At 62.1% G+C, this 15,346-nt stretch carries 17 protein-coding genes; 8 read left to right on the top strand and 9 right to left on the bottom strand.

Annotation, left to right across the window (positions count from 1 at the left end; translation table 11 throughout):
• Positions 1-14 precede the first annotated feature (14 nt).
• The gene (locus FW796_RS09615) at positions 15-269 is read left to right on the top strand and encodes a hypothetical protein (protein ID WP_346632143.1); all 255 of its coding nucleotides are present in this window, start codon (positions 15-17) and stop codon (positions 267-269) included.
• Positions 270-312: 43 nt separating this feature from the next.
• Here FW796_RS09615 and FW796_RS09610 read toward each other — a convergent pair whose 3' ends face one another.
• Both FW796_RS09610 and moaB read right to left on the bottom strand, forming a co-directional pair.
• Positions 313-1,500, bottom strand: a complete 1,188-nt coding sequence (locus FW796_RS09610; protein WP_446439312.1) for a molybdopterin molybdotransferase MoeA — start codon at positions 1,498-1,500, stop codon at positions 313-315.
• Positions 1,501-1,522: 22 nt separating this feature from the next.
• Positions 1,523-2,062, bottom strand: coding sequence for a molybdenum cofactor biosynthesis protein B (gene moaB / locus FW796_RS09605; RefSeq protein ID WP_346632144.1), 540 nt, complete (start codon positions 2,060-2,062; stop codon positions 1,523-1,525).
• A 284-nt stretch (positions 2,063-2,346) separates the two neighbouring features.
• Between moaB and FW796_RS09600 the strand changes: the two genes are divergently transcribed.
• The gene (locus tag FW796_RS09600) at positions 2,347-2,568 is read left to right on the top strand and encodes a YgdI/YgdR family lipoprotein (RefSeq protein ID WP_015636515.1); all 222 of its coding nucleotides are present in this window, start codon (positions 2,347-2,349) and stop codon (positions 2,566-2,568) included.
• Positions 2,569-2,640: 72 nt separating this feature from the next.
• On the opposite strand, the gene FW796_RS09595 is transcribed toward FW796_RS09600, so the two are convergent.
• The 6 genes from FW796_RS09595 to FW796_RS09570 all read right to left on the bottom strand — a co-directional run bounded on the left by FW796_RS09595 (position 2,641) and on the right by FW796_RS09570 (position 6,937).
• Complete coding sequence (locus tag FW796_RS09595; protein WP_346632145.1) at positions 2,641-3,531, bottom strand: pseudouridine synthase; 891 nt, start codon at positions 3,529-3,531, stop codon at positions 2,641-2,643.
• A gap of 77 nt (positions 3,532-3,608) precedes the next feature.
• Positions 3,609-3,929, bottom strand: coding sequence for a transcriptional regulator (locus FW796_RS09590; protein WP_102860926.1), 321 nt, complete (start codon positions 3,927-3,929; stop codon positions 3,609-3,611).
• A gap of 40 nt (positions 3,930-3,969) precedes the next feature.
• Positions 3,970-4,416, bottom strand: coding sequence for a S24 family peptidase (locus FW796_RS09585; protein WP_346632146.1), 447 nt, complete (start codon positions 4,414-4,416; stop codon positions 3,970-3,972).
• A gap of 111 nt (positions 4,417-4,527) precedes the next feature.
• Complete coding sequence (locus tag FW796_RS09580) at positions 4,528-4,764, bottom strand: glutaredoxin family protein (protein WP_102860924.1); 237 nt, start codon at positions 4,762-4,764, stop codon at positions 4,528-4,530.
• Between the two features lie 69 nt (positions 4,765-4,833).
• Complete coding sequence (locus tag FW796_RS09575; protein WP_346632147.1) at positions 4,834-5,805, bottom strand: acyltransferase; 972 nt, start codon at positions 5,803-5,805, stop codon at positions 4,834-4,836.
• Between the two features lie 37 nt (positions 5,806-5,842).
• Complete coding sequence (locus FW796_RS09570) at positions 5,843-6,937, bottom strand: acyltransferase family protein (RefSeq protein WP_404937431.1); 1,095 nt, start codon at positions 6,935-6,937, stop codon at positions 5,843-5,845.
• A 212-nt stretch (positions 6,938-7,149) separates the two neighbouring features.
• On the opposite strand from FW796_RS09570, the gene FW796_RS09565 reads away from it, so the two are divergent.
• On the top strand, positions 7,150-9,105 hold the full coding sequence (locus FW796_RS09565; protein WP_446439278.1) for a monovalent cation:proton antiporter-2 (CPA2) family protein: 1,956 nt from the start codon (positions 7,150-7,152) through the stop codon (positions 9,103-9,105).
• Between the two features lie 50 nt (positions 9,106-9,155).
• Here the strand turns inward: FW796_RS09565 and FW796_RS09560 are convergent, their stop codons facing one another.
• Complete coding sequence (locus FW796_RS09560) at positions 9,156-10,364, bottom strand: ammonium transporter (RefSeq protein WP_346632555.1); 1,209 nt, start codon at positions 10,362-10,364, stop codon at positions 9,156-9,158.
• A gap of 333 nt (positions 10,365-10,697) precedes the next feature.
• On the opposite strand from FW796_RS09560, the gene FW796_RS09555 reads away from it, so the two are divergent.
• The 5 genes from FW796_RS09555 (at position 10,698) to FW796_RS09535 (ending at position 14,683) form a co-directional block, all read left to right on the top strand.
• Positions 10,698-11,012 (top strand): DUF883 family protein, encoded by a 315-nt coding sequence (locus tag FW796_RS09555; protein ID WP_011062506.1) that lies wholly within the window; start codon positions 10,698-10,700, stop codon positions 11,010-11,012.
• Position 11,013: 1 nt separating this feature from the next.
• Complete coding sequence (locus FW796_RS09550) at positions 11,014-11,403, top strand: phage holin family protein (protein WP_123727081.1); 390 nt, start codon at positions 11,014-11,016, stop codon at positions 11,401-11,403.
• Positions 11,400-11,741, top strand: a complete 342-nt coding sequence (locus FW796_RS09545; RefSeq protein WP_346632150.1) for a hypothetical protein — start codon at positions 11,400-11,402, stop codon at positions 11,739-11,741. The genes FW796_RS09550 and FW796_RS09545 overlap by 4 nt, the downstream gene beginning before the upstream one ends.
• Before the next feature lie 208 nt (positions 11,742-11,949).
• Positions 11,950-13,113 (top strand): EAL domain-containing protein, encoded by a 1,164-nt coding sequence (locus FW796_RS09540; RefSeq protein WP_346632151.1) that lies wholly within the window; start codon positions 11,950-11,952, stop codon positions 13,111-13,113.
• A gap of 238 nt (positions 13,114-13,351) precedes the next feature.
• Complete coding sequence (locus tag FW796_RS09535) at positions 13,352-14,683, top strand: deoxyguanosinetriphosphate triphosphohydrolase (RefSeq protein WP_446439277.1); 1,332 nt, start codon at positions 13,352-13,354, stop codon at positions 14,681-14,683.
• Positions 14,684-15,346: the final 663 nt, after the last annotated feature.

The following is a 15,346-nucleotide window of genomic DNA, read 5'->3' as shown; positions in this document are numbered from 1 at the left end:
GGAAGTGCACGGTCATGAACGACAAGGGGTTTTATCCACGAGGGCAATCACCGCTCAATCGCATCAAGGGCAGTTCCTGGCTGGCGGACCCACCGGCTCGGGACTTCGACTTGCCGCACTCGTCCGAGGCCTGCCCGACTCACTCCAGGCTGTTATCGATACTCAAGCGCCTGGCCTGGCTGACGCTCACGGCCTCGATACTGGCCGGCCTGGTGACCTGGGGTTTGCACAGCCGTTTCGGCCTGCTGCTGTTACTGCTACTGCGCTGAACCGCGGAGTGCGGGCCCGGTGCTGAACCGGGCCCGGGTCCGCTCAATCCAGCACTTCACTCAAGGGAATGAAGCTGACCCAATCGCCTTCCTCCAGGGTCCGCCCCTCCAGCACCTCTACCAAACCTTCGGCCCAGGCCGCACTACGCAGTACGCCCGAACTCTGGTTGCGATAGATGATCGCCCGCCCATTCTCCAGGCGTCCGCGCAAGTATTCGCGACGATTGCCAGGCTGGGGCCAGACAAAACCTGCCGGCACCTGGAAGCTCAATGGTTGCACCTGCTGCACGCCCTGGCGCCGCAACAGATAAGGCCGCGCCAACAGGGCGAAAGTCACCAGGGTCGATGCCGGATTGCCCGGCAGGCCAATCACCGGTACCCCACGAAAGTGTCCGAAGGTCAGGGGTTTACCAGGCTTGATCGCCAGTTTCCACAGGGCCAGCTCACCGGCTTCCCGCAGGGCGATGCCGAGAAAGTCCGCCTCCCCCACCGAGACCCCACCGGTGGACAGGATCAGGTCCACATCCCCCAACTCCGCCAGGCGCTGACGGGTCGCGGGCAGGTCGTCGGGGAGGATTCCCGCATCCAGCACGTCACAACCCAGACGCTGCAACCAACTGCACAGCAGCACTCGATTGCTGTTGTAGATCTGCCCCGGACCAAGAGGCCGGCCAGGCTCCACCAGTTCGTCGCCGGTGGACAATACCGCCACCCGGACTCGACGCAGCACCTCCAGCTCGGCACATCCCAAGGACGCCGCCAGGCCCTGCTCGATGGGCCCCAAGCGCGTACCGGCCGTCAGGACCTGCTCACCCACAGTGGTTTCCTGGCCCTGGGGGCGGATGTTCTGGCCGACCTTCAGTGGCTCGGTAAAACGTACTCGCTGATCGTCCTGAACCTGGGCGTTTTCCTGCATCTCGACGCAATCCGCACCCGCCGGCAGCGGAGCGCCAGTGAAGATCCGGGCACAGGTTCCAGGCTGCAAGGGTTCGGGGGACTGTCCGGCGAAAACTCGCTGGCTGACCGGCAAGGGCTCACCCTTCCAGTCCTCAAGGCGCAAGGCGTATCCATCCATGGCGCTATTGGGCCAAGGCGGCAGATCCAGACTGGATACCAGCGCCTCAGCCAGTACCCGGCCTTCGGTGGCGGCCAACGGCAGCCGTTCACGCTCGACAATGGGCGCCGCCTCGGCCATGGCCAACAGGCGCTCCAAGGCCTCCTCCACTGGCATCAAGGCCCCCTGCTTGCCCGGCTTACCCACGGGATTCACAGGGCGCCGCCTGTTTCAGATGAGGGACGAAGTTGCACGGCCGATGCCGCGAGTCCAGTTGCTCGGCCAGTATCCCGTCCCAGCCGGTACGCACCGCATTGGTGGAGCCCGGCAGGCAGCACACCAGGGTGCCATTGGCCAGACCGGCCAAGGCACGGGACTGCACAGTGGAGGTGCCGATATCCGCCACCGATATCTGCCGGAACAGCTCGCCGAAACCATCGACCTGCTTGTCCAGCAGGCAGGCCACCGCTTCCGGAGTGCTGTCGCGACCGGTAAAACCGGTGCCGCCGGTGATCAACACCACCTGCACCACGTCATCGGCGATCCAGGTCGCGACCTGGGCGCGGATCTTGTACAGATCGTCCTTGAGCAACACCCGCGCAGCCAGACGATGGCCCGCGGCGCCCAGGCGCTCGACGAAGACCTGGCCGGAGGTGTCGGTTTCCAGGGTGCGGGTGTCACTGACGGTCAACACCGCAATGTTCAGGGCAGCAAAAGGTACATCAGCCTTGGCTTTCATAGGCTCGATCCAGAGGTAGGAGACACAGCCCGGTGTTATATCACAGCCCTTTGTTCCGACGCCGCTGCGGGGTCGGCATTCACCTTGCCCCGGACTTCCAGCGCAAGCAGCCCAGGCATCGAGAAAGCCAGATCTCGGACGATCAGACACTGTGAGTTAAGCTGCAGCCGCCAACGCCTGCGATCCGCCCGGCAACGTGACAGAATGTCCCTGGCCAAGGAACTTGCAGGCGTTGTATACGTCTGAAGACCAGCACTCAAAAGTACTCATTTCGGAGACACACAATGACTCAACGGACCCTCGCCACTCTCATGCTCGCACTGGGCCTGGCCACTCTCGCCGGTTGCGCCTCGCCGACAGTGATCACCTTGAATGACGGTCGCGAAATCCAGGCCGTCGATACCCCTAAATACGACAAGGATTCCGGCTTCTACGAGTTTGAACAACTGGACGGCAAACAGACTCGCATCAACAAGGATCAGGTGCGCACTGTCAAGGAGCTGTAAGTCCGACAGTGGTTGTTTTGCTTCCATAAAACCCGCCTTTGGCGGGTTTTATTGTTTCTGCGAGACGGTTTTTCACCACTGCAGGCTGATGCGGCTTTCGAACTCGCGCTCCTGCCCGGTCAACGGATCGATGAAGCGCAAGCCCTGGGCCAGCAGCTTCAGTGGATTGTCATAGTCGTCCTCGGCATCCTTGAGCACCTCGGGATAGAACGGGTCATTGCAGATCGCCGCTCCAAGGGCACTCATGTGTACCCGCAACTGGTGCTTCTTGCCCGTCACCGGGTACAAGGCATAGCGCCACAGGTCGCCCTGCCTTTCCCTGACGTCGATGGCAGTTTCGGTATTGCTCGGCCCCTCTGCCTCCTGCATGCGGAAGAAGGGCTCCCCGTTCACCAATCGGCTTTTGTGCACCAGGGGGAAAGTCAGGTGTGGCAAGGCACCGGCAATGGCTTCATAGCGTTTCTCGATCTGCCGGGTGGGGAACAACGCCTGATAGGCCGAGCGACTACCGGGATGGGCAGAAAAAAGCACCAGCCCCGCCGTGTGCCGGTCAATGCGATGCAGGGGCACCAGACTCGGGTTGTCCAGGTGGCGGATAAGGCGACGCAGCAAGGTCTGCTCGACGTACTCGCCCGCAGGGGTGACCGGAAGAAAATGCGGTTTATCCACCACCACCAGATGCTCGTCGGCATAGAGGATGGTCTCCTGCACCGGGATTACCTTCTCATCCGGCACCTCGCGAAAATAATGAATCCGCAAGCCTTCGCGATAGGCCAGGTCCAGGCTGATGGGCTGGCCCTGCCCATCCAGCACCCGGCCGCGGGCAATACGATCCAGCCATTGCTCACGACTGATGGCCTTGAAGTGATCACACAGGCAATCCAGCACCGTCGGCCAGGAGCCGGGGGGCAGGTACAAGGTGCTGGCCTGGTGCTGTGCAGCGGAAAAGCTCGCGGAGGACATACAAAAGCTCGAAGGATCAATGCGAAGCGGCATTATCCAACAGCGACCCTCAGGAACCTAGAAGCAGTTTGCCCACCTCAGGCACAGGAGTGCTTGGCCTGGGCCGCTGCCTCGGTGAACTCCTTGAGCCAGCGCAGCACATCCACCGCCTCCCAGCGGCCCGGATCATAGAGGGCATAGAGCAAACCCTGATAACCCACCACATCCAACTGCCGGTGGTAACCCGCGCGCTGGAACAGCGCTTCGATCTCGGCAAAACAGGTATTGAAGTGCAGCTTGTTGAAAGGTGTCTTGCCCTCGGTGACCAACCCATCCAGGCGCAACTCAAGCACCGCCTCACGGAGCACATCGGTGGACATGCTGTTCACGCTGTTTTTCAGTTGTTCGACATTGACCATCATTTATTCCTTTAACGGTTTGAAGCGTCCGCCACATCCATCAGGGCTGCTTGCGCCCCACATAACTGACCACCCACAACACCACGCCCCAGATCTCGATCGAACCCAGGTCATCCAGCACCAGAGAAGGGATTGAAGGACGCGCCGCCTTGAGCAACAGACCACCACGAGGATCGGGGGCCAGCAGGCGCAGCGAATATTCATGGGCGCCTTGAGGACGTACCACAAGGTACTGGTCCACCACCGGGGTGGCCGAGCGATCAACAATCAGCCGGTCCCCAGGGTAGATGCCAAAGCCCAGCAGGTTGTCGTCGTCCACCAGCAGGCCGTGGATCTGAGGAGCCCCCAGACCCAGGGTCCGATCCAGGGAAAACCCGCTACCGGTGGGCTCATTGGCCAGGGAAGCGCAACCGCTGTCACCCAGTTCCAGAAAACAGGCTGGCAACGGCTGTAAGCGTTCGGTACCGGTCAGGAAAGTGAGAGACATGGCGAGACTCCTCGATAGCTGTATATGCATACAGTAAACGAATCGACGGATCTCGCCAATGAATTCCGACCACGGGCGACAGGCGGAAGCCCGGATGTTGCAAGCCAAGCGTCAGCGCAGGAACGCCACCACCTGCTCAGCGTCGAAGGGCCAGCCGAGCTCGGCGCCATTGTCCACCCGGCGCAGCACCGGGATGCGCAGGCCATAGCTTTCGAACAGCTCCTGACTCTCGGCAATGTCCACCAGCTCGACCATCAGGCCGTGCTCCACCAGAGGCATCAACTCGGCTTCGGCCAGCTCGCACAGATGGCAACCAAGGGTGCCGAACAATTGGCATTCAGGGGGCATGACAGTGCAACCGTAAAAGAACAGGCCGTTATTCTAGGCCCGGTAGAAAAAGCCGTCGACCCGACATCTTCAGAGAATGAACCGTACCCGGCGGCTGGCCAGGATCAACAGCGGCGCCACGCCAAAAGCCAGTACCAGCACCAGCCCCGTCATCGGGTTGCCGTAAACCATTCCCAGCGCCAGGGCACCGTAGATGAACCAGGGGTGCACGTAGTACACCGCCGAAGACAGCTTTGCGGCGAAATTGCTTTCACTGCTCCGAACGTACACCAGCGGCAACAAAAACAGCGCCGGGGCGATCACCAGCAACGACAGGAGAAAATCGAAGTTCTGCTGGACGTCGGCCCGCAGGACAAAGTTCACCCCGGCCTCGGCCAGGATCACCCCCAGCCCCAGGATCAGCCAGCACCAGACGACGCGCCGGCTGAGGTGCTGCGCCAACTGATGCCGGGCACAGAGAAAGCCGATGGCCATGAACGGAAAGCCCATGAACAGGAAGTTGCGCGCGGTGTAGTCGTTCTGGTTGAAATGCTGGGCAAACTCGTTGGGCAACTGGAAGTACACCCGTGCGTACTGCAGGCACAGGCCGCTGAGGAAGGCCAGCAACGCCAGGCCGGCCAGGGGCGCAGAACGCCAGTTACGCAGCAACAGCAACACCACCCCGCCACCGAGCATGCCCAGCAGGTACCACAGGTGGAAATAGCCGATCAGCAACTTCTTCACTACTCCCAGTATCCCGCCCAGGCTGAGGATGGTCGCCGGATCGACGTATTGCGGGCTGTAGACCAGCATCCAGAACAAGTAGATCAACAGGCCGCGCTTGAACCACTGGGCAAAGGAGTGACCGCCGCTAAGGGTCTGGTACAGGTAGTAACCGTTGATGATGAAGAAGGTCGGCACCGCCACCCGGAACAGGCCGTTGCACAGCACATAGCCCGCCCAGTTGTAGTTGCCCCCCAACAGTTTGCAGTGCAACGCCACCACCATCACCGCCAGCAGGACTTTCAGGGCATCAAGATTTGCATTGAGGACTTTCGGCATCGATGGCTACCCGAATAAGCAGGAACAACCCTGGCCGTTACACCGGATCGAAATGTTTACGCTGGGGCGCGGAGCTGAAGCGGCGTTTGCAGTAGGCCGTGGCGCGATCGAGGATCGGCTTCTCGTAGAACTGGTATCCCACCCAGCCATAACAGACCACCGCCGTCATCATCAGTACACAGAAGACCAGGTTGTCCACATAACTGGCAGGCCAGGAGCCGACCACCTGCCAGGCCCTGCCCACCACCCCCAACACCAGCAGATGAGATAGATAGATGGTGTAGGACATATCACCCGTAGCCGTCAGAAACCCAGGCATCCGGATCAACTGCCGCCGCTCCAGCAGCGCCAGGGACAGCACCAGCGTGCCAAACGTCAGCCCTACCGCCAGTACTCTTGGCAACCCCTCGGTGAAAAACAGCTGATAGCCATGGATCAGCGGCACCCCCACCAGCAACGCCGCGGCCAGCGCGCCCCAGACCAGCACCGTGGGCACCCTGGTGCTGTAGGGCCCATAGAAAAACAGCGCCAGGGCACTGCCGGCAATGAATTCCAGCGCATAGGGATGCAGCATGATCTTCAGCGCCGGGGAATAGTCCTGCCAGCTCTGCAACAGGTTGAAGACCACCAGCGCCAATGCCCACAGCAGCAGAATCAGCGGCAGGCGCCGCTCCTTGAAGAACAGGAACACCGTGAACATCAGGTAGAACCACAATTCGAACAGCAGCGACCAGGCCACCATCACCAGCAGCACCTTGTCATTGGGCAGCAGCAGGAACGACATCCACAGGTTCGAGCCGCCATGGCTGCTGTTCACCAGCCCCGGCTGCCACAGGTACACCCCCAGGGTGATGAAGAAATACAACCAATAGGTCGGGTAGATCCGTGACAGGCGATTGAACAGGAAGCGCTGGGTCTCGAGGCTCTTCTGGAAGCGTCCGCGGCTGACAATGACCATCACGAAACCGCTGATGACAAAGAACAGATCGACCCCGAGCTGGAAGAAGTCCAGCCATGCCGGCAACAGGATGTCGCCACCGGAATACTTGCTCTCCACCGACATCATGTGAAACAGCACCACGCCCAATACCGCGATGCCCCGCAACCCTTGCAGCGAATACAGACGCTCCATAAATCTCTCCGGCTCCTCACTGGCAGGCACCTGCAGACCCGCCCGGGCGCAGCTTTTCTCAACAGGCCTTGAGCATAGCGAAGGCTCATGAATATGAGACATTCTCGATAAAGAATGACGTGAGTCAGAATCGTTTACCGCCAGCCGGGCGATCCTCGCGCCTTTTTGCCTCTAGGCTTTGCCCTGCCCGCCCCCTTGTCCGGAGATGCCCGTTGTTTGCCAATCTGCTGATTATTCTCGCTTCGTCACTGGTGGTCATTGCGCTGTTCCGGCGCCTGAGCCTGCCACCGGTCCTGGGCTATCTGTCGGTGGGGCTGATGGTCGGGCCCACCGCCCTGGACTGGGTCAATGACAGCGAGGACCTGCCGGACCTGGCGGAACTGGGGGTGGTCTTCCTGCTGTTTTCCCTGGGCCTGGAATTCTCCCTGTCGAAAATGCTCGCCCTGCGCCGCGTGGTGTTTGGCCTGGGCAGCCTGCAAGTGCTGTGCAGCGGCCTGATCCTCGGCGTGCTCCTGGCCTTGTTCGGCATGCCCCTGACCTCGGCGCTGATGCTGGGTACCGGCCTGGCCCTATCGTCCACCGCCATCGTCAGCAAAGAGCTGACCAGCCTTGGCGAGATCTTCAGCAGCCACGGACAGAACGCCATCGGTGTGCTGCTGTTCCAGGACGTGGTGGCGGTGCTGTTGCTGACCCTGGTCCCGGTCTTCGCCGGCCACAGTGACCAGGCCTGGTACTGGGCCCTGCCCGCCACCCTGGGCAAGACCCTGGTGCTGTTCTTCGGCCTGCTGCTGGCCAGCCGCTGGCTGCTGCCCCGGCTGTTCCACGAAGTCGCCGCCTCCCACTCTGCCGAGCTGTTCGTGCTGCTGGCCCTGGTGATTGTGCTACTGACCGCCTGGCTCACCCACTTGCTGGGTCTGTCGCCGGCCCTCGGGGCCTTCCTGGCCGGCATGCTGCTGGGAGAAAGCCACTACCGGCACCAGATCGAAGCCGATATCCGTCCGTTCCGCGACATTCTCCTCGGGCTGTTCTTCGTCAGTATCGGCATGCTCATCGACCTGCAACTGTTCATCGACCACAGCCTGTTGATCCTCGGCCTGACCCTGGCCCTGCTGCTGATCAAGGGTTCGGTAGTGGCCGCCCTGCTCAAGCTGCGCGGCAGTGACGGCGAGACCGCCTGGCGCAGCGGCCTGGCCCTGGCCCAGGGTGGTGAGTTCTGCTTCGCCCTGATGGCGCAGATGCAACTGAGCCAGATGATCCCGTCGCAGATCAGCAGCCTGCTGCTGGCTGCCACCTTCTGCTCCATGCTGCTGACCCCGCTGCTGCTGCGCGCCGCCCCGGTAATCACTGCCCGCCTGCACCGCAAGCCCAACCAGGCCGCCCAACTGGAGGAAATCAGCGCGCAGAACGCCCAGTTGCAGGGCCACGTCCTGATCTGCGGTTATGGCCGGGTCGGCCAATCCATCGGACGTTTCCTGCGCCATGAGCAACTGCGCTACATCGCCCTGGACGATGATCCGGTGCGGGTCCAGGAAGCCTCGGCGGCGGAAAGCTGCGTGCATTACGGCGACTGCCGGCGAAGTGACCTGCTGGCGGCGGTTGGCCTGGAGCGGGCACGACTGCTGGTGATTGCGGTGGATAAGACCGACATCGCGCTGAATGTACTCAAGGCCGCGCGGCGCCTGGACCGCAACGTGCCGATCCTGGTACGGACCCGGGATGACAGCCAGTTGGCGGAACTCAAGGCCGCCGGCGCCAATGAAGTGGTGCCCGAGCTGTTGGAGTCGAGCCTGATGCTGGCCTCCCACGCCCTGATCATGCTTGGCCTGCCAGAGCAACGGGTACAACGCACCGTGGACGAGGTGCGGCACAGCCGCTATCGCCTGCTGCACGGCTTCTACCATGGGGCGCAAAGCAGCACCCAGGACAATCACGAACCGCCCGCAGTACAGATGCACGCCGTGAACCTCGACGCCGACGCCCACGCCTGCAACCGGGTGCTGCAAGAGCTGGGGCTGGAAGCGCTGGGCGTGGATGTGCGCGGGATACAGCGCGATGGCCGCGATCTGCCCCTGGGCCAGACCTCGCGCCTGCAAGCCGGCGACCGGGTGCTGGTGTCCGGCACCCAGGCCGCGATCGAGGCCTGCGAAGCACGCCTGCTGGGCGGTTGAGGCCGTCCCGCCCTGGCCCCGAGCAGCTCGTTGCCAGGGCCCTTGGCCGCTCAGTCCTGGCTTACGGCACCGATCTTGTGCAGCGACAGGTCAGCGCCGTAGTACTCCTGCTCCTGGGTCAGGCGCAGCCCGCAGACGGCCTTGATCACGCCATACACGGCGAATCCGCCCAGCAGCGCCACCAGTACCCCGAGGCCGGTGCCCATCAACTGGCTGGCCAGGCTGACACCGCCCAATCCACCCAATGCACTCTGGCCGAAGATCCCGCAGGCAATCCCGCCCCACACACCGCACAGGCCATGCAGCGGCCAGACCCCGAGCACATCGTCGATCTTCCAGCGGCTCTGGGCAGCGATGAAGCACCAGACGAACAAGGCCCCGGCAATCGCCCCGGTGACCAAGGCGCCCACCGGATGCATCAGGTCCGAACCGGCACAGATCGCCACCAACCCGGCCAATGGCCCGTTGTGCAGGAAGCCCGGGTCATTGCGCCCAACGATCAACGCCGCTACGGTGCCGCCGACCATGGCCATCAGCGAGTTCACCGCCACCAGCCCGCTCACCCCTTGCAGAGTCTGGGCGCTCATCACGTTGAAACCGAACCAGCCGACAATCAGGATCCACGAGCCCAACGCCAGGAAGGGAATGCTCGACGGCGCGAACGCCACCAGCTTGCCGTCGCGATAACGGCCGTTGCGTGGCCCCAGCAACAGCACCGCTGCCAGCGCCAGCCAGCCGCCCATGGCGTGCACCACCACGGACCCGGCAAAATCATGGAAGCTGGCGCCAAAGCGCTGTTGCAACCAGGCTTGCACCCCGAAGTTGCCGTTCCACACCAGCCCCTCGAAGAACGGATAGACGAACGCCACGATCAGCACCGTGGCGCACAATTGCGGCACAAAACGCGCACGCTCGGCGATGCCACCGGAGATAATCGCCGGAATCGCCGCGGCGAAGGTCAGCAGGAAAAAGAACTTCACCAGACCGTAGCCGTGGTCGGCACTGATCACCGCCGCCGGTTGCAGGAAGCTCACGCCATAGGAGATCCAATAGCCTATAAAGAAATAGGCCAGGGTCGAGACGGCGAAGTCGCTGAGGATTTTCGACAGTGCATTGACTTGGTTCTTCTGCCGGACCGTGCCCACTTCAAGGAAGGCAAAACCGGCGTGCATGGCCAGGACCATGACCGCACCGAGCAGAATGAACAGGGTGTTGGAACCGTGGACCAGGGTGTCCACAGCGCTTTGCAGATTTTCCATGGAGTAGGCAGATCCGAAATCGGCCATCATCTCCCCGGCTCCACGGCCGGCCTTGCACCAAGTTGGCTCCGGGACGCGTCATCATGCGTAATCGGTGAACCGTTTTGGCGCGCCAGGGGCCGTACGCGAAACCACGGGAAGGCGATTGACCTGAGGTTGTGATTTTTTTGCCCAGGGTTTACGCGGGCTGCAGCGCCACCCTTGCTCGTTTTCGGCGCAAGCCTCACGTCTTGCGCACCAGGACAAAGCAAAAGCTGTACCAGACAATTACAGTGAACCTTCGCTCGGGGCTCACACTCATAGCTCACACACGCAATCAACGGAGAAACAACCATGGCCAGCAAAACGGCGAAGACGGCTCAAGAAGTACTGATGGCGGATTTTCAGGCACTGGTCAGTGACACGGAGCGTCTGCTGGAACACACCGCGACCCTGGCCGGCGACCAGGCCGATGAATTGCGCGAGCAGATCCACGACAGCCTGCTCAAGGCCCGGGAAACCCTGCAACTGACGGAGGACTCCCTGCGCCAGCGTGGCCAGGCTGCAGTCACCGCCGCTGAGGACTATGTGCAGAGCAACCCTTGGCAATCCGTCGGTATCGCTGCCGGCGTCGGCTTTCTCATCGGCCTGCTGGCGACGCGGCGCTGATATGGCTATCGGCGAATCCACTTCGTCCGGCAGCGGTCCAAGCGCGTCCTCGCGGCGCCTGGGGGCTGCTGTCCTGGGCCTGTTGCACAGCCACGTCGAATTGTTCGGCATCGAGTTGCAGGAACAGAAAGCGCGCACCGTAAGCCTGCTGCTGTTCGCCGGCCTGGCCCTGGTGTTTGCCCTGCTGTTGCTGGTGGGGTTGTCGGCGCTGGTGCTGATCCTGCTGTGGGACAGCTACCGCCTGGCCGGGATCATCGGCCTGTGCGTGTTCTATACCCTGGCGGCACTGTTCTGCGGCCTGCGCCTGAAGTCGGCGATCTTCGATGAATCCTCGCCCTTCCACGCCACGCTCGAAGAGCTGGCCAATGATCGGGAGCGCCTGCTGCCATGAAGTTGCCGGACATTCCGCAAAACACCTCACGCCGGGAAATGCGCAAGGTACTGATCCGCCTGCGCATGGAAATGCACCGCCAGGAAATCCGCCACGAGTCCCAGCAATTGCTGCAACCCCTGCAACGGGTCCGCGGCCTTGGGCAAAGCTGGCAGGAAGGCTTTGGCATCAAGCACGCGCCACTTTGGGGCGTGGCGGCGGTGACCCTGTTGGGGTTCATCACCGGCAAGGGTGCCAAGAGCGGCGGCACCAGCAGCCTCACCCGTCTGATACGCCTGGGCACCAGCCTGTTGCCACTGATCAGGCTGGCGCTGCAAGGCACCTCGCGCAAACCCTGAGCGACCAACAGCAACCGGCCTGCAAGCAGCCTCTGCTGATCTGGCTGCATTCTTGCTAAGCAACCCGGATCGGCCCCCTTACCCAGGGGCCGATCCAGGGTGTGTGAAAACGCCGTATTGCCGAAAACGGCAGTGTTCACACAGCCTGGACGCCTGTCTACCCGACAGCCTCAGCTCCCTACCAACAAGACTCTGATAAGGAGGCCCTGTGATCGACGGGCAACCGCTCGCCTGCTTCCAGCCATTTATCGATACCGCTACCGGGCGCATCGCCGGGGTCGAAGCCCTGGGCCGCCTGCGCCAGGGCAATGGGCAACTGGCGTCGGTGGGGCCGCTGTTCGCCGATCCCCGCACCCCTTCCAGCGCCTTGCGCCGTCTTGATCGCCTGGTCCGCGACGACGCTTTGCGCCGCCTCCACGAAGCCCCGGCGGACTGGTTCCTGAGCCTGAACATTTCCCCACGCTGGATCAGTCGATTGCGGCCAGGCCAGCCATTGCCCAGCCTCAAGCAGTTGCAGCAAAACGATGTCGATCCACGGCGCATCGTCTTCGAGATCACCGAGCTGGGGGGCAACAGCCAGCGCCTGACGGAGGTGGTGGCGCGCTATCGCCAGGCGGGGGCGCGAATCGCCATCGACGATTTCGGCGCCGGCTACTCGCAACTGGACCGGGTACTGGCGCTGCAACCGGACATCCTCAAGCTCGATATGCGCCTGTTTCAGGCCGCTGCCCGGGGCGGGCCCAGCAGCGATGTGGTCAAGGCCCTGGCACAGATGGCGGAAAAAACCGGCTGCTGGATCATCGCCGAAGGAGTGGAAACCGAGGCCGAACTGGATTTCGCCCTGGAGTGCGGTTCCCGTTATGTACAGGGCTTCCTGTTTGCCCGGGCCGAGGAACAGCTGTTCGCCAGCGATGCCTTTGTCCAGCCCTTCGCCCGCCTGCGGGAGCGCTATGTGCGGCACAAGCTGGCCGAACGCAACCGCCTGATGCGCATGCGCCAGCAACTGGCAGAGCTGATGAACCTGTTGCAGGCCTGGGCCCAGGCTCAGGCCCCCATCAGCCAACTGCCCGCAGTGGAGGCCTTTCCCTGGCTGCTGCGTTTCTACCAGTGCGACCGTCACGGCACCCAACTGACGCCCAACCTGGAATGGCGCCACAACCGCTGGCAGGCCGACAGCAGCTACGTGGGCCACAACTGGTCCTGGCGCCCGTACTTCTATCACCTGCTGGCCGAAGGCTGGGAAGAGCGCCGCCTGACCCTGTCCAACACCTACCGCGACGCCACCAGCAACCAGTATTGCCTGACTGCCGGCCAGTTCTTCGACAACGGCCAGCGCCTGTTGCTGATCGATATCGACGCTGCCGGCCTGTAACCCCACCCCATCTGCCGGCGAGCGCGGCGACGTGATGGATGCACGACCTACGGGCCCTTTCGCCGGCAAGCCGGCTCCTACAGGTGAGGCGCAGGCCAGGCCATTGCCGTGCAGGAGCTGGCTTGCCAGCGAAGGCGTCCGCCAGATGGATACATGAGCGCAGGCCATGCGCCTCTTGCGGCCACGCCCGGGAACCCGGAAGCTGGGCGCCTCAGTTTTTTTTCGGAGAGACCCCGCCTTGGATTGGCAGACCCTGCTCACCCGCGAACGCCTCGGAAAGCCAGTGCACAGCCCAGAAGAACTCGGCCGTAGCCCTTTCCATAAAGACCATGACCGCATCATCTTCTCCGGCGCCTTCCGCCGCCTGGGGCGCAAGACCCAGGTGCACCCGGTGTCCAGCAACGACCATATCCATACCCGCCTGACCCACTCCCTGGAAGTCAGTTGCGTCGGTCGTTCCCTGGGCATGCGCGTGGGCGAGACTCTACGTGGCGCCCTGCCCGACTGGTGCGAACCCAGCGACCTGGGGATGGTGGTGCAATCCGCCTGCCTGGCCCACGACATCGGCAACCCGCCCTTCGGCCATTCCGGCGAAGACGCCATCCGCCACTGGTTCCAGCAGGCCGCCGGACGCGGCTGGCTTGACGCCATGAGCGAGGCGGAGCGCCTGGACTTCCTCAATTTCGAAGGCAATGCCCAGGGTTTCCGGGTCCTGACTCAGTTGGAGTATCACCAGTTCGACGGCGGCACCCGGCTGACCTACGCCACCCTCGGCACCTACCTCAAATACCCCTGGACCGCGCGCCACGCCGACTCCCTGGGCTACAAGAAACACAAGTTCGGCTGCTACCAGAGCGAACTGCCGCTGCTGGAACAGATCGCCCACAAGCTGGGCCTGCCGCAGTTGGAGGAACAGCGCTGGGCCCGGCATCCGCTGGTGTACCTGATGGAAGCGGCGGACGACATCTGCTACGCCCTGATCGACCTCGAAGACGGCCTGGAGATGGACCTGCTGGAGTACGCGGAGGTCGAGGCCCTGCTGTTGGGGCTGGTGGGCAACGACCTGCCAGAAACCTATCGCCAGCTGGGCCCGGGGGACTCTCGCCGACGGCGCCTGGCGATCTTGCGGGGCAAGGCCATCGAGCATTTGACCAACGCCGCCGCCCGGGCCTTTGTCGAACAGCAGGACGCCCTGCTGGCCGGCACCCTGCACGGCGACCTGGTGGAGCACATGCACGGCCCAGCCAAGCGCTGCGTGCTCAACGCCAAGGACGTAGCACGGCGCAAGATCTTCCAGGACAAGCGCAAGACCCTGCACGAGATCGGCGCCTACACCACCCTGGAAATACTCCTGAACTCCTTCTGCGGTGCCGCACTGGAGCAGCACGGCGGCAAGACTCCGTCGTTCAAGAACCAGCGGATTCTCGATCTGCTGGGCAACAATGCACCGGACCCGAACTGGCCGCTGCACAAGTCGTTCCTGCGGATGATCGACTTCATCGCTGGCATGACCGACAGCTATGCCAGTGAAATGGCCCGGGAAATGACCGGGCGCTCAAGCCCGCAATGACCCTCCTCCATCAAGTGCCTGGCTGCGGCGCCAGGCACTTGATATGACCTGCAACATCCAATCGACAACTAAGGGATTCCCCTAGACGGGCCATCACAACAACGACCCGTGAACTTCGAATATGCGCCGAGACAGGGGGCAGCACACTCGTGATTCCGGGCATCTCACTCTGGAGCTTCAGTATAAGGAATTCCCTGACAATCATTACTTCAATTAAAAACAGGCGAGACTAGAGCAACTACTCGAATAGAAAGAGCAACTAGCCATAAACACTCACCGCAGTCGTTAACGTTATTGCCCCGTCATCACAGAATTACACACTTCACCTGGATTCAACCAAACATCCTACCTTTCAAAAATCCTCATAATTCGCTGCACCCCTTGCCGATCAAGGCCGACAGGAAAATTTTGTTAGCCTTCTATGCATTTACAATTTACGTACAAATCGAGTTTTTGCTTTCGGATAGTCTCAATTTCATCCAGTAATTCCCCCGCTGACCACCCCCGGAAAAATTAATTTCACACTGCGCTGTAACGTTTCGACCAGCACTCACTCAACCCTTTTGTCATAACCTGAATTTGCACTGAAGCACCCGGCTCTCACTCAGGATTTGTCACTCTCGAGCACTTGAAGATTGGCCCCCGATATAGATATCGACGGCG

It is taken from the genome of Pseudomonas sp. 910_21, from assembly GCF_052850735.1.
This window is presented reverse-complemented; position numbering and strand designations above follow the sequence as displayed.